We start from the raw sequence: 13,758 nt of genomic DNA on the forward strand, positions 1-13,758 counted from the left end.
AAGTAGCCCCAAGGCTTTTTTGGGCGGGCTTCGCCCACCAGCGGGAGCAAGCTCCCTCGCCACAAGTGACTCTCATTCAAGTGTGTAGCGCCACCTCCCCCAAATGCCCCCCATGGGGCCCGAAACTGCGCTCGACCATCTGCCGCGTCCCATCGGCATGGACAATCAGCGCCGTACTCGCCCGTGTCCCATAAGCCGGGCTGGCGATGAACACACTCGACAACAATGCCTCGGTCGCCAGCCCGACGCCGGTGTCGGGCAGTTCGGCCACCGGCGCGGGTTGTGGATCGTTCAGCAACGCCAACAAGGCCTGGGGTTGCGGATCGTCCAGCACCTCCTCCAGCGCCAACCGGGCCTTGAGCAACTTGGGCCATGGCGTGTTCAGCCCAGCGTTCGACAGGCCATACACGCCCTTGGCCAACTGCTGTGGCCGGGTATCACGGGCGTTGTAGTGCCAGAGCTCGGCGCCATTGCCGAGCAGCAGGTTGAAGCCACCGTACTCGCCAGCACGGGGCACGACTTCGCTCAGGTAGTCGGCAATCGACAGATTCCCGGTGAGGAACCGCGCCACCAGTTCACCGCGGGACTTGAAGGCCGGCAATTGGCCTGGGTCGCGGATGTTGGTCAGCGCGGCAAAACGGCCCTCGGCGCCGATGCCGAGCCAAGTACCGCCGGCTTCGAGGTCGCGCCCTGCATGGACATGGGGCGCGTCAGGCCATTGGGCCAGGGGCAAGGTCGGCCGGGCGTAGAACTCGTCGCGGTTGGCCGCCACGACCAGCGGCTGGGCGTGGCCAGGGCGCCAGGCAAATACGATCAGGCACATCAGGTTGTCCTGTTATAGGAATAAAACCGAGCAGCGCTTTTTGTGGCGAGGGAGCTTGCTCCCGCTGGGCTACGAAGTAGCCCAAATCCAAGGGCCAGGCTTGTCAGACCTATCACCCTGCTTTTTCGGGAGTGCTTCGCACTCCAGCGGGAGCAAGCTCCCTCGCCACAACAGCGGTTCGCCATCCGGTGTCGTGATGCAGACACCCGAGTGTTTCCAGCCACTCTACTCACACATCGCCCCGGCATCCATCGCCTTCAGTAGAGCCCAAGCCCCTCGATCCGTTACCATGCCGCTCTTATTTCGGGGATGGGCGGGGAGAGTCTGGTGGAATTTGTGCTCTATCTGCTACTCGGCGCCTGCGCCGGCGTGCTGGCCGGGTTGTTTGGCGTAGGGGGCGGGATCATCATCGTCCCGGTGCTGGTATTCAGTTTCACCCTGCAGGGCTTCGACCCGCAGGTGTTGACGCACCTGGCCGTCGGCACCTCCCTGGCGTCGATTATCTTTACCTCGGTCAATGCCGTGCGCGAACATCAGCGCAAAGGCGCGGTGCGCTGGCCGGTATTCGCCTGGATGACCGTCGGCATCCTGATCGGTGCCGGTTTCGGCGCGATCACCGCCGAAGCGATTTCCGGCCCGCATCTGCAAAAGATCATTGGCGTGTTCGCCTTGATCGTTGCCGTGCAACTGGCCCTGGACTTCAAGCCCAAGGCCAGCCGCACCGTACCGGGCAAGGCCGGGCTGACCGTGGCTGGCACGGTGATCGGCTGGGCCTCGGCGATTTTCGGCATCGGTGGTGGTTCGCTGACCGTACCGTTCCTGACCTGGCGCAGCGTGCCGATGCAACAAGCGGTGGCGACGTCATCGGCCTGCGGCTTGCCGATCGCCCTGGTCAGTGCATTAAGTTTCATGATTCTGGGCTGGCACGATCCGTTGCTGCCGGCCCATAGTCTCGGTTTTGTGTATTTGCCGGCGCTGCTGGGCATCGCCTTGACCAGTATGGTCTTTGCCCGCTTTGGTGCGCGGCTGGCCCATCGCCTGTCGCCACGCTTGCTCAAGCGCTTGTTCGCCGCCTTGCTATTCTGCGTGGGGGTGAGTTTTCTGCTCTGACGCAATCCTGGCTTAATCCCGTGGTGGCAGCGTCGCCCGGGTATTTTTGACGTTTACGAGGAATATCAATGCTGCCTTACCCGCAGATCGATCCGGTAGCCCTGGCCATCGGCCCGCTGAAAATCCACTGGTACGGCCTGATGTACCTGATCGGCATCGGCGGCGCCTGGTGGCTGGCGTCGCGCCGGCTCAACCGCTTCGACCCGACCTGGAACAAGGAAAAGCTCTCCGACCTGGTGTTCTGGCTGTCCATGGGCGTGATCGTCGGCGGACGCCTGGGCTACGTGCTGTTCTACGACCTGAGTGCCTACCTGGCCAACCCGACGCTGATCTTCGAAGTGTGGAAGGGCGGCATGTCGTTCCACGGTGGGTTCATCGGTGTGATGCTGGCGGCGCTGTGGTTCGGCAAGCGCAACAACAAGTCGTTTTTCGAGCTGATGGACTTCGTCGCGCCGATGGTGCCGATCGGCCTGGGTGCCGGGCGCATCGGCAACTTCATCAACGCCGAGTTGTGGGGCAAGTCGACCGACGTGCCCTGGGCGATGATCTTCCCGCCGTTCAGCGACCCGGCGCAGTTGCCGCGCCACCCGTCGCAGCTGTACCAGTTCGCCCTCGAGGGTGTGGCACTGTTCCTGATCCTCTGGCTGTTCTCGCGCAAGCCGCGCCCCACCATGGCGGTGTCGGGCATGTTCGCGCTGTTCTATGGCATCTTCCGTTTCATTGTCGAATTCGTCCGCGTGCCGGATGCCCAGCTCGGCTACCTGGCGTGGAACTGGCTGACCATGGGCCAGGTGCTGTGCCTGCCGATGATCATCGGTGGCCTGGCGCTGATCTGGCTGGCTTATCATCGCGCGCCGGCTGCGGCGGCCAAGGTTTAAAATTCGAACCCCGGGGCGCAGGCCCCGGGTTCAAGGACACAGGTAACCCATGAAGCAATATCTCGATCTGGTGGCCCACGTCATCAAGAACGGCACCAAGCAAGCCAACCGCACCGGTGTGAACACCATCAGCTTCCCCGGCGCCATGCTGCGCTATGACTTGAAGGAAGGCTTTCCCGCTATCACCACCCGCAAGATGGCCTTCAAATCGGCCATCGGCGAGATGTGCGGTTTTCTCCGTGGTGTGAACAATGCCGCTGAGTTTCGCGCCCTGGGCTGCAAGGTCTGGGACCAGAACGCCAACGAAAACGCCCAGTGGCTGGCCAACCCGTTCCGCCAGGGCGAAGACGACCTGGGTGAGATCTACGGCGTGCAGTGGCGCAAGTGGCCGGCCTATAAGCAGATCCCGGTAAACAACCCGGCGGCCATCGAGCAGACGCTGGCCCAGGGTTACCGGCAGATCGCCGAGGGCGAAGAAAACGGCCAGGCTTACGTGGTGCTGTACAAGGCCATCGACCAGGTTCGCCAGTGCGTCGACACCATCATCAAGGACCCGGGCAGCCGGCGCATCCTGTTCCACGGCTGGAACTGCGCCCAGCTCGATGAAATGGCCCTGCCGCCGTGCCATCTGCTCTATCAGTTCCACCCGAATGTCGAGACCAGGGAGATTTCCCTGACCCTCTACATCCGCTCCAACGACCTGGGCCTGGGCACGCCGTTCAACCTCACCGAAGGCGCCGCGCTGCTGAGCCTGATCGGCCGCCTGACCGGCTACACGCCGCGCTGGTTCACCTATTTCATCGGCGACGCCCACGTCTACGAAAACCACTTGGACATGCTCAACGAACAGCTCACCCGCGAGCCGTTCCCGATGCCCAAGCTGGTGATTTCCGAGCGCGTGCCAGAGTTTGCCAAGACCGGCGTGTACCAGCCTGAGTGGCTGGAGTTGGTGGAACCGAGCGACTTCTCCCTCGAAGGCTACCAGCACCACGCGCCGATGACCGCGCCGATGGCGGTCTGAAAGGACCCCATCGGCCCTGTGGGAGCGGGCTTGCTCGCGAATGCGGTGTGTCAGACACCATTACTTTGCCTGACACACCGCATTCGCGAGCAAGCCCGCTCCCACATTGGATCTGCATGTGCTCCAAGATCGGCTCAATGCCCATGACTCCTGCCCACATGTGAATGCTCCACCTCCGGCGCCACCGCCCCGCTCACCTCCAACCGCTGCAGGATCCCGCATTGATCCAGATCCGGCCCTTCGCCACAGCGATGGCGCAGGTCGATCAGTTGCGCCTGCAAGGCCAGCAGGCCATCGATGCGGGCCTTGACGTGGTGGATGTGTTCGTCGATCAGCGCATTGACGCTTTCACATTGATCCTGGGGGCTGTCGCGCAGGGCCAGGAGGCTGCGGATTTCTTCCAGGGTCATGTCCAGGGTGCGGCAGTTGCGGATGAACGTCAGTCGTTCGGCGTGAGCCTGGGTGTAGACGCGGTAGTTGCCGTCGCTGCGGGCCGGTTCCGGCAGCAGGCCTTCGCGTTCGTAGTAGCGGATGGTTTCGACCTGGCAGTCGGTGATTTTCGCCAGTTCTCCGATCTTCATGGTGCGATCTCCCAAATAGGTGCTTGACCCTATAGTGGCTACAGGGTCTTTACTGCGCAACAGGCACTTTTCACGGACGTCACCCGATGAGCGATTCCCTTCACACCCACAAACCAGACCACGGCCATGACCACGGGCATTCCTGCTGCGCCTCGAAAGCGGCGCCGGCGGTGGTCAATCTCGGCAAAACGCCGACGGACGGCGCGCGGCTGAGCAGTTTCCGCATCGAAGCCATGGACTGCCCCACCGAACAGACGCTGATCCAGAACAAGCTCGGCAAGCTCGAAGGCGTGCAGCGACTGGAGTTCAACCTGATCAACCGCGTCCTGGGCGTGACCCACGATCTGCCCAGCGACGCGCCGATCATCAAGGCCATCGAATCCCTAGGCATGCAGGCCGACCCGCTGATTGCGGGCGAGAAACCGCAAAGCCACGACCTGCCCGCCCCGGCCAAGCCTTGGTGGCCGTTGGCGCTGTCCGGCGTGACGGCCCTGGGCGCCGAGGTGATCCATTTCACCAATGCCGCGCCAAACTGGGTGGTCGCGCTGGTGGCGTTGGTGTCGATCCTCAGCGGTGGCCTGGGTACCTACAAGAAGGGCTGGATCGCCCTGAAGAACCGCAACCTGAACATCAACGCGCTGATGAGCATCGCCGTGACCGGCGCCGTGCTGATTGGCCAATGGCCGGAAGCGGCGATGGTGATGTTCCTGTTCACCGTGGCCGAACTGATCGAAGCCAAATCCCTGGATCGGGCGCGCAACGCCATCAGCGGCCTGATGCAGATGGCCCCGGAACAGGCCACCGTGCAGCAGGCCGATGGCACCTGGCATGTCCAGGAGGTCAAGGCCATTGCCCTCGGCGCGCGGGTGCGGGTGCGGCCCGGCGAGCGCGTCGGCCTGGACGGTGAGGTGATCACCGGCCGCTCGACCGTCGACCAGGCACCGATTACCGGTGAAAGCCTGCCGGTGGAAAAAATCGCCGGTGACAAGGTGTTCGCCGGCACCATCAACCAGGCTGGCGAACTGGAATATCGGGTGACGGCGGCGGCCGATCAATCGACCCTGGCGCGAATCATCCACGCCGTGGAACAGGCACAGGGCTCCCGGGCGCCGACCCAGCGCTTCGTCGACCGCTTTTCGACGATCTATACCCCAGCGGTGTTTGCCCTGGCCCTGGCGGTAGCAGTCATTCCACCGCTGTTCATGGGCGCCTTGTGGTTCGACTGGATCTACCGGGCCCTGGTGCTGCTGGTAGTCGCCTGCCCTTGCGCACTGGTGATTTCCACCCCCGTGACCATCGTCAGCGGCCTGGCCGCCGCCGCGCGCAAAGGCATCCTGGTCAAGGGCGGCGTTTACTTGGAGGGCGGCTACAAGCTCGACTATCTGGCGTTGGACAAGACCGGCACGATCACCCACGGCAAACCGGTGCAAACCGACTATGTAGCCTTGGACCCTACTCTGGAAAGCACAGCCCCGGCCCTGGCCGCCAGCCTCGCCGCCCGTTCCGACCACCCGGTGTCCCGGGCGATTGCCAACGCGGCTGTGGATAAGCAAGTGGTGCAGCAGGCTGTGGATAACTTCGCGGCGCTGGCCGGGCGCGGCGTGCGCGGCGACATCGACGGCCGGACCTATCACTTGGGCAACCACCGCCTGGTGGAAGACCTCGGCCTGTGCTCTCCCGAATTGGAAGAAAAACTCTTCGCCCTGGAAAAACAAGGCAAGTCGGTGGTGCTGCTGCTCGACGCTACAGGCCCCTTGGCGTTGTTTGCCGTGGCTGACACCGTGAAGGATTCCAGCCGCGAGGCCATCCGGCAACTGCATGAACTGGGCATCAAGACCCTGATGCTCACCGGCGACAACGCCCACACCGCCGAAGCGATTGCCGCGCAAGTGGGCATGGACCAGGCGCGGGGCGACCTGTTGCCGGAAGACAAGCTGCAAGCCATCGAAGCGCTGTATGCCCAGGGTCACCGCGTCGGCATGGTCGGCGACGGCATCAACGACGCCCCGGCCCTGGCCCGGTCGGAAATCGGTTTCGCCATGGCGGCGGCCGGCACCGACACGGCCATCGAGACCGCCGACGTCGCCTTGATGGACGATGACCTGCGCAAGATCCCGGCCTTCATTCGCCTGTCGCGGCAGACGTCCAGCATCCTGAAACAGAACATTATCCTGGCGTTGGTGATCAAGGCGATCTTTCTCGGGGTCACCTTCGCCGGGTTCGCCACCATGTGGATGGCGGTGTTTGCCGACATGGGGGTGAGTTTGCTGGTGGTGTTCAATGGGTTGCGGTTGTTGCGCAAGTAAGTAAAGGCCAGGGTGACTGGGCTGGCCTCATCGCGAGCAGGCTCGCTCCCACAGGGATCTTCAGTGAACACATATTTTGTGAGCAACGGAGAACCACTGTGGGAGCGAGCTTGCTCGCGATAGCGGTATGTCAGCCAACGCGGGTGCTGGAGCAGGTGCAAAGCCTGTTCCAGCAACCCAGAGTTCAAGTTTGCGACGTATCCCTGTGGCGAGGGAGCTTGCTCCCGCTGGGCTGCGAAGCAGCCCCAAACCCAGACAATGAGTAACTTCAGGCAGACCGAGTCCACCGGTTCACGACTGCTGCGCAGCCGAGCGGGAGCAAGCTCCCTCGCCACAAGGGCAGCGAAGGCGGCCGCGTCAATCACGCTTCGGCTCGCGGATCTTGTACCAGGCCACATACAACGCCGGCAGGAACAGCAGCGTCAGCAACGTGGCGATGATAATCCCGCCGATCATCGCGTAGGCCATCGGCCCCCAGAACACTTCCCGGGCAATCGGGATCATCCCCAGGCTCGCCGCGGCGGCCGTGAGCAGGATCGGCCGGCGGCGGTGTTCGGTGGCCTCCACCACCGCGTCCCAGGGTTCGTAGCCGTCACGCTCGTACTCATCGATCTGAGTCACCAGGATCACCGAGTTACGGATAATGATGCCGATCAGCGCGAGAATCCCGAGGATCGCCACGAAGCCCATGGGCGTGCCCGTCGGCACCAGCGCCAGCACCACGCCGATCAATCCGAGGGGCGCGACGCTCGCCACGAGGAACAGTTTCTGCACGCTGTGCAACTGGATCATCAGGAAAGTCGCCATCAAAAACAGCATCAGCGGCACGACGCTGGCGATCGGCCCCTGGGCCTTGCTGCTTTCTTCCACCGTACCGCCCGTGGCGACCTTGTAGCCCACCGGCAGGCCGGCGGCGAACTTGTCGATGTCCGGTTGCAACTGCTTGACCAGGTCGGTGGGCTGGATCTCGTCGCGCACCGCGGCCTTGATGGTGATGGTCGGCTTGCGGTCACGACGCCACACCAGCGGTTGCTCCAGTTCATAGCGCACCGTGGCAAACGCCAGCAACGGAATCGACGTGCCACTCGGGGTGACGATCTGCAGGTTCTGCAGGGTTTCCGGCGAACCGCGCTCGGCATCCTCGGCACGGCCGACCACGTTGATCAAGTAAATATCATCGTTGACCTGGGTCACCGGCGAGCCGCTGACAATGCTGTTCATCAGCCTCGCCACATCATCGGACGACAAGCCCAATTGCCGCGCCTTGTCCTGGGCGATGTCGATGCGCAGCACTTTGCCCGGCTCGTTCCAGTCGTAGATGATTTCGCCAATGTGCGAGTTCTTGTCCAGTTCGGTGGCCAGTTCGATCGCATGCTTGCGCACCAGGTCGATGTCCTTGCCGCTGACCCGATATTGGATCGGCCGGCCCACCGGCGGGCCCATTTCCAAGGCCTGGACGTAGCTGCCAATCCCGACGAAATCCTCACGCAGACGCTTTTGCAGGCGTTCGGTCAGCGCCGTGCGCGACTCCAGGCCTTTGCTGACGATCACCAATTGCGCGTAGTACGGGTTCTGCAACTGCTGGTCCAGCGGCAGGTAGAAACGAATCGCGCCTTCGCCGATGTAGGTGCTCCAGCGCTCAATGTCCGGGTCGCCCTTGAGGGTCGCCTCCAGGCGGTCGACGGCTTTGCGGGTTTCGTCCATCGAAGCGTTTTGCGGCAGGTTGAGGTCCACCAGGATTTCTGGCCGGTCCGAGGACGGGAAGAACTGGTTCTGCACAAAACGCATGCAAAACACCGCCAGCACGAACAGCAGCACGGTGATGCCGATGGCCCACCAGCGATTGCGCATCGCCCACAACAGGCCGCCGTTGAATGCCCGGCCGATCCGCCCCGGCTCGGCGCTGTGGGGTTTCACGTCAGCGCTGAGGATATGCACGCCGATCACCGGGGCAAACAGCACCGCGACGATCCATGACACCAGCATCGCCACGGCGATGACCGCGAACAGGGTGAAGGTGTATTCACCGGCGGAGCTGGCGTTCAAGCCGATGGGCACGAAACCGGCCACGGTCACCAGGGTCCCGGTGAGCATGGGAAACGCCGTCGAGGTGTAGGCGAACGTCGCGGCCTGATCCTTGCTGTCGCCTTTTTCCAGGCGCGTGACCATCATTTCCACGGTGATCATCGCGTCGTCCACCAGCAGGCCAAGGGCGATGATCAACGCGCCGAGGGAAATCCGCTGCATGGTGATGCCGCTGTATTCCATGAACAAGAAGACCATCGCCAGCACCAGCGGAATCGAACAGGCCACCACCAGCCCGGCCCGTACGCCGAGGCTGACGAAGCTGACGAGCAGGACGATGATCACCGCCTCGAACAGGGCACTGGTGAAGCCGCCGACCGCCTCCTCCACCACTTCGGCCTGGTCCGACACGGTGTGCACGCCAACGCCCACCGGCAGGTCGGCGGTCAGCTCGTTCATGCGCGCATGCAGCGCCTTGCCGAAGTCCTGGATGTTGCCACCCTTCTTCATCGCGATGGCAAGGCCGATGGCCGGCGTACCGTTGAAACGGAACATCGGTGTGGCGGGGTCGACATAGCCGCGACGGATGTCGGCGATGTCGGCCAGTCGATAGAAGCGGTCATTGAGTCGCAGGTTGACGTTGGCCAGGTCTTTTTCCGATTGGAACTGCCCGGACGTACGTACGGAAATCCGCTCCGGTCCCGCATCGATCACCCCGGCCGGGGTCACGGCATTCTGCGATTGCAGGCTCTGCACCACCTGGCGCTGGTCGATGCCCAGGGCGGCGAGTTTGCGCGTGGAGAAGTTCAGGTACAGCACTTCGTCCTGCTCGCCCACCATCTCGACCTTGCCCAGGCCCGGTACCTCGCGGATCTCGGCACGCACCTGTTCCACGTAGTCGCGCAACTGGCGCATCGACAGGCCGTCGCCGGTGAAGGCGTACACCGAACCGTAGACATCGCCGAACTCATCATTGAACCCAGGCCCTTGCAAGCCTTCGGGGAAGTCGCCGCGAATGTCGTTGATCTTCTTGCGCACCTGGTACCAGATCTCGGGGATTTCCTTGGCCCCGGTGGTATCGCGCAGGTACACGAACACCGTCGACTCTCCCGGGCGGGTGTAGCTCTTGACGTAGTCGAGGGAGTCGAGCTCTTCGAGTTTCTTCTCGATGCGGTCGGTGACCTGCCTGAGGGTTTCTTCCTGGGTCGCGCCAGGCCAGCGGGTCTGGATGATCATGGTCTTGATGGTGAACGACGGGTCTTCCTCGCGACCCAGGTTCATGTACGAAAACACGCCCATCAACAGCGCCACGAACATCAGGTACCAGACGAACGACTGATGCCGCAGGGCCCATTCGGATAAGTTGAAAGGCCCTTTCATCGTGCGTCCTCGTCGAGTTTCACTTTCTGTCCTGGCTGGAGACTGTGCACGCCGGCGCTGACCACGCGGTCGCCGGCCTTTATGCCGTTGGCCACCAGCACCGAGTTGGCCGAACGCTCGAGAATCCGTACCTCACGGGGTGAGACGGTCTGCGTTTGCGGGTCGATCAGCCAGATGCGCGCCTTGCCGTCGATTTCTTGCAGCGCGCTGAGCGGCAGTTCGATGCGCGGTTCGATGGTCGAGCTCAGGGTCACGCTGATGGCCGTGCCCAGGCGAAAACCTGGCGGTGTGTCGGTCAGCGTCAGGCGCGCGCGGCGGGTGCGGGTCGCGCTCTGGGCCTGGGGCTCGATCTCGCGGACGATGGCGGTGGTGTGGATGCTCGGGTCCAATTGCGCGGCGACCTCGAATACCACGTCCGTGGGCAAGCGTTCGACCAGCCCGGCCGGCAGGTCGATCACTGCTTCCTTGATATCTGGGCGGGCCAGGGTCACCACTTGCTGGCCGGCGGTGACCACCTGCCCGGCTTCGGCGTTCCAGGCGGTGACGACGGCGTCGTGGTCCGTGTGCAATTGGCTGTAGTTGAGTTGGTCGCGGGCCTGCTCCACCGAAGCCCGGGCCTGTTCGAGGGACGCCCCGGTGGTTTTCAGGTCAGTCTGGGCGACGTCCAGTTGCGCCTGGGCGCCGACACCACGGTCGAACAATTGCTGCTGGCGACGGGCATTGGCCTGGGCATTTATGTACTGCGCCTCGATCCGCGCCAGATCACCCTGGGCGGCGCGGAGCTGGTTCTGCTGGTCGGTGGGGTCGAGCGTGGCGAGCAGGTCGCCCTTCTTCACTTCGGCGCCAACATCGACGTTGCGGCTGGCAATGCGTCCGGGCACGCGGAAACCGACGTTGCTCTCGTAACGCGCCTGGATATTCCCGGCGAAACGCCCGAGGGCCTGCTGGTCGAGGGCCCGGACTTCAACGGACAACACCGGGCGTACCGGTTCGGGCGGTGCTTCTTCCTTGGAGCAGGCCGCCAGCAAGAGGCCGGCCGCGACCATCCACACACGCTTCATGGCTGGGCTCCCGGCGTGGATTTTTCATAAGTGTTTTCAGCGATCTCGACGCGTACGCCGGGGTGCAGCAACTGCCCACCGGCGGTGACGATTTTCTCTCCTCCCTTGAGGCCCGCACTGATGATGACCTTGCCGGTCAGGTAGCGGCCGACCGTCACCGTCTGCAACTGCGCCTTGCCGTCGCCGTCCACCAGCCACACGGCCGGCTCACTGAGGTTCTTGGTCAGGGCCGACCAAGGCAACTCGAAGGCGGTCTTGCCGGCGGACTTGGCCGTGGCGCTGACCACCGACCCCAAGCGCATGCCTTCGGGCAATTCATCGAGGGTCACCTTGACCTGCACGGTGCCGGTCTGGGCGGACACCGCCGGGGTGATCTCGCGCACCGTGCCGGTGGTCTTGATGGTGGGGTTATCCAACAGGCTGATGGTGATCGCAGGGTCAGACGGCGGTTCGCTCAACAGTGACTCGTAGATGTTGAACACCGCGTCGCGTTCGCCGTCCCGGGCCAGGCTGAAGATCGGCTCCGTGGCCTGCACCACTTGGCCGACTTCCGCCTGGCGCGCGGTGATGATGCCCGGCGCTTCGGCAATCAGCGCGGTGTAGCTCAGTTGTTCGCGAGCGTTGGCCAGTTGGGCCTGGGCAGCGGTCAGCGCACTCTGGCTGCTGCGCAGTTGGGCCTGGGCCGCGTCGTATTCGCTCTGGCTGGTATAGCCCTTGGGCAGGAGCTTCTGTTGGCGCACGAATGCCGCCGCACTCTGCTTGACCCGCGCCTGCTCGGCGGCCACCTGGGCTTGGGCGGAGTCGACGTTGGTCTGCAGGTCCCGGGGATCGAGCCGGGCCAGCACTTGCCGGGCCGAGACCCGGTCGCCGACATCCACCTTGCGCTCGATGATCTTGCCACCCACGCGAAACGACAGGTCGGCCTGCACCCGCGCCTGGACATCGCCGGTCAGGGTCACCGAGGCCGCGTATTCGCTGGGCACGGCCTGCTGCACGAAAACCCGTGGCAGGGCCTTTTCTTCGGGCTTCTTGTCACCACACCCCGCCAACAACGCACACACGCCCAAGCCAACAATCAATTTGATTCCGGGACCAGCCATGCAGACTCCTTTGCGTTGTACGGACGTACCAGTGACGATACGACTGTGAGCTTAGAACAGGGTTCCACGAATACAACGGGTACGGCAAATCAGGCAAACTGATCGCCTCTTGTAGGAGCTACCGAGCGAAGCGAGGCTGCGATCTTTTGATCTTTCACTTGGGACTCAACGGGGTTTGGAAAGATCGCAGCCTCGCTGCGCTCGACAGCTCCTACGAACCCACGCAGCAGGAGTCTGCCCATGCTCAAGACATTGGCGGTGGCCAACTATCGATCGATCAATAAACTGGTCATCCCCCTGGGCCGGCTGAACCTGATCACCGGGCCCAACGGCAGTGGCAAATCCAATCTGTATCGCGCCCTTCGGCTGCTGTCGGAAACGGCCCAGGGCGGGGTGGTCAACGCCCTGGCCCGGGAAGGCGGACTGGACTCGACCTTCTGGGCCGGGCCGGAGGAAATCAGCCGCCGCATGCGTAACGGTGAGGTGCCGGTCCAGGCGGTTGTGCGCCAGGGCACCAAGCGCCTGCGCCTGGGCTTCGCCGCTGAAGACTTCAGCTACTCCATCGCCCTCGGCCTGCCTGCACCCAGTCGCTCAGCGTTTTCCCTGGACCCGGAAATCAAGCGTGAATGCATCTGGGCCGGCCCGGTGTTTCGACCGGCCAGCCTGCTGGTGGACCGCAACGGGCCGATGATCCGTGCCCGCGAAGGCCGTTCATGGGATGTACTGGCCCAGCACACGCCCACCTTCGACAGCCTGTTCGACCAGGTCGGCAGCCTGCGCGCTTCGCCGGAGGTCCTGCAGATGCGCGAGTTCATTCGTCGCTGGCGCTTCTACGATCACTTTCGCAGCGACGCCGACGCCCCGGTGCGCCAACCACAACTGGGCACCCGCACGCCGGTGCTGCATCACGATGGGCGGGATCTGGCCGCCGCGCTGCAGACAATTCTTGAAATCGGTGACGTCGAGGCCTTGCATGCGGCCATCGGTGACGCGTTCCCCGGCGCCCGACTGCACATCGATAAGCTGCAAGGCGGACGTTTCGCCATCGCGTTCCAGCAGCACGGCCTGCTGCGACCGCTGTCCGCCGCCGAACTGTCGGACGGGACCTTGCGCTATCTGTTGCTGGTGGCCGCCCTGCTCACCCCCAGACCGCCCTCGCTGATGGTGCTCAACGAACCGGAAACCAGCCTGCACCCCGACCTGTTGCCGGCCCTGGCGCGGTTGATCATCCGTGCCTCGGCCAATTGCCAGGTCTGGGTGGTGTCCCATGCCTCGCGCCTGATTGCCGCGTTGGAACAGGATGAACAGTGCAATTGCATCGTGTTGGAAAAAGACCTTGGACAGACTGGGATTGTCGGGCAGCGGGCGTTGGATGAGCCGGCGTGGCATTGGCCGGATTGAATGGCGCCTGATCAACTGAATCGCGAGCAAGCTCGCTCCCACCGTAGGCCTTCAGCGAGCACAGAACTGTTC

10 protein-coding genes are annotated in these 13,758 nt (G+C 63.5%); 5 read left to right on the forward strand and 5 right to left on the reverse strand.

Features of this window, described 5'->3' with window-relative positions; all coding sequences use genetic code 11:
- Window positions 1-76: 76 nt before the first annotated feature.
- Entirely contained in the window at window positions 77-823 is a 747-nt protein-coding gene (locus HU767_RS20630) for an NRDE family protein (protein WP_186709428.1), read from the reverse strand.
- Window positions 824-1,150: 327 nt separating this feature from the next.
- On the opposite strand from HU767_RS20630, the gene HU767_RS20635 reads away from it, so the two are divergent.
- The 3 genes from HU767_RS20635 to HU767_RS20645 all read left to right on the forward strand — a co-directional run bounded on the left by HU767_RS20635 (window position 1,151) and on the right by HU767_RS20645 (window position 3,832).
- Window positions 1,151-1,933 (forward strand): sulfite exporter TauE/SafE family protein, encoded by a 783-nt coding sequence (locus HU767_RS20635; RefSeq protein WP_186709430.1) that lies wholly within the window; start codon window positions 1,151-1,153, stop codon window positions 1,931-1,933.
- A 68-nt stretch (window positions 1,934-2,001) separates the two neighbouring features.
- On the forward strand, window positions 2,002-2,811 hold the full coding sequence (gene lgt / locus HU767_RS20640; RefSeq protein WP_186730347.1) for a prolipoprotein diacylglyceryl transferase: 810 nt from the start codon (window positions 2,002-2,004) through the stop codon (window positions 2,809-2,811).
- A 49-nt stretch (window positions 2,812-2,860) separates the two neighbouring features.
- A complete protein-coding gene (locus HU767_RS20645; protein WP_186730348.1) occupies window positions 2,861-3,832 on the forward strand; it encodes a thymidylate synthase in 972 nt (323 codons plus the stop codon).
- A 134-nt stretch (window positions 3,833-3,966) separates the two neighbouring features.
- Here HU767_RS20645 and cadR read toward each other — a convergent pair whose 3' ends face one another.
- Window positions 3,967-4,413 carry a Cd(II)/Pb(II)-responsive transcriptional regulator gene (cadR, locus tag HU767_RS20650; RefSeq protein ID WP_186730349.1) on the reverse strand — a complete coding sequence of 149 codons (447 nt, stop codon included), beginning with the start codon at window positions 4,411-4,413 and terminating at the stop codon, window positions 3,967-3,969.
- Window positions 4,414-4,499: 86 nt separating this feature from the next.
- Here cadR and HU767_RS20655 point away from each other — a divergent pair, with 86 nt between their 5' ends.
- Window positions 4,500-6,719, forward strand: a complete 2,220-nt coding sequence (locus HU767_RS20655; protein ID WP_186730350.1) for a heavy metal translocating P-type ATPase — start codon at window positions 4,500-4,502, stop codon at window positions 6,717-6,719.
- Window positions 6,720-7,076: 357 nt separating this feature from the next.
- Here the strand turns inward: HU767_RS20655 and HU767_RS20660 are convergent, their stop codons facing one another.
- Genes HU767_RS20660 through HU767_RS20670 form a run of 3 tightly spaced genes read right to left on the reverse strand, consistent with a single transcriptional unit; the run spans window position 7,077 to window position 12,285 of the window.
- The gene (locus HU767_RS20660; RefSeq protein WP_186730351.1) at window positions 7,077-10,124 is read right to left on the reverse strand and encodes an efflux RND transporter permease subunit; all 3,048 of its coding nucleotides are present in this window, start codon (window positions 10,122-10,124) and stop codon (window positions 7,077-7,079) included.
- Window positions 10,121-11,185, reverse strand: a complete 1,065-nt coding sequence (locus tag HU767_RS20665) for an efflux RND transporter periplasmic adaptor subunit (RefSeq protein WP_186709439.1) — start codon at window positions 11,183-11,185, stop codon at window positions 10,121-10,123. Before HU767_RS20665 ends, HU767_RS20660 begins: the two co-directional genes overlap by 4 nt.
- Window positions 11,182-12,285 (reverse strand): efflux RND transporter periplasmic adaptor subunit, encoded by a 1,104-nt coding sequence (locus HU767_RS20670; RefSeq protein WP_186709441.1) that lies wholly within the window; start codon window positions 12,283-12,285, stop codon window positions 11,182-11,184. The genes HU767_RS20665 and HU767_RS20670 overlap by 4 nt, the downstream gene beginning before the upstream one ends.
- A gap of 240 nt (window positions 12,286-12,525) precedes the next feature.
- Between HU767_RS20670 and HU767_RS20675 the strand changes: the two genes are divergently transcribed.
- Window positions 12,526-13,686, forward strand: coding sequence for an AAA family ATPase (locus HU767_RS20675; RefSeq protein ID WP_186730352.1), 1,161 nt, complete (start codon window positions 12,526-12,528; stop codon window positions 13,684-13,686).
- Window positions 13,687-13,758 lie beyond the last annotated feature (72 nt).

Origin of the sequence: Pseudomonas sp. SWRI179 (assembly GCF_014268705.1) — a bacterium.
Classification (GTDB): Bacteria; Pseudomonadota; Gammaproteobacteria; order Pseudomonadales; family Pseudomonadaceae; genus Aquipseudomonas; species Aquipseudomonas zanjanensis.

What these genes read in the sequence shown, in the direction of transcription:
- HU767_RS20630 (WP_186709428.1), bottom strand. Translation starts at nt 823, where the DNA reads ATGTGCCTGATCGTATTTGCCTGGCGCCCTGGCCACGCCCAGCCGCTG.
- lgt (WP_186730347.1), top strand. Translation starts at nt 2,002, where the DNA reads ATGCTGCCTTACCCGCAGATCGATCCGGTAGCCCTGGCCATCGGCCCG.
- HU767_RS20645 (WP_186730348.1), top strand. Translation starts at nt 2,861, where the DNA reads ATGAAGCAATATCTCGATCTGGTGGCCCACGTCATCAAGAACGGCACC.
- cadR (WP_186730349.1), bottom strand. Translation starts at nt 4,413, where the DNA reads ATGAAGATCGGAGAACTGGCGAAAATCACCGACTGCCAGGTCGAAACC.
- HU767_RS20655 (WP_186730350.1), top strand. Translation starts at nt 4,500, where the DNA reads ATGAGCGATTCCCTTCACACCCACAAACCAGACCACGGCCATGACCAC.
- HU767_RS20660 (WP_186730351.1), bottom strand. Translation starts at nt 10,124, where the DNA reads ATGAAAGGGCCTTTCAACTTATCCGAATGGGCCCTGCGGCATCAGTCG.
- HU767_RS20665 (WP_186709439.1), bottom strand. Translation starts at nt 11,185, where the DNA reads ATGAAGCGTGTGTGGATGGTCGCGGCCGGCCTCTTGCTGGCGGCCTGC.
- HU767_RS20670 (WP_186709441.1), bottom strand. Translation starts at nt 12,285, where the DNA reads ATGGCTGGTCCCGGAATCAAATTGATTGTTGGCTTGGGCGTGTGTGCG.
- HU767_RS20675 (WP_186730352.1), top strand. Translation starts at nt 12,526, where the DNA reads ATGCTCAAGACATTGGCGGTGGCCAACTATCGATCGATCAATAAACTG.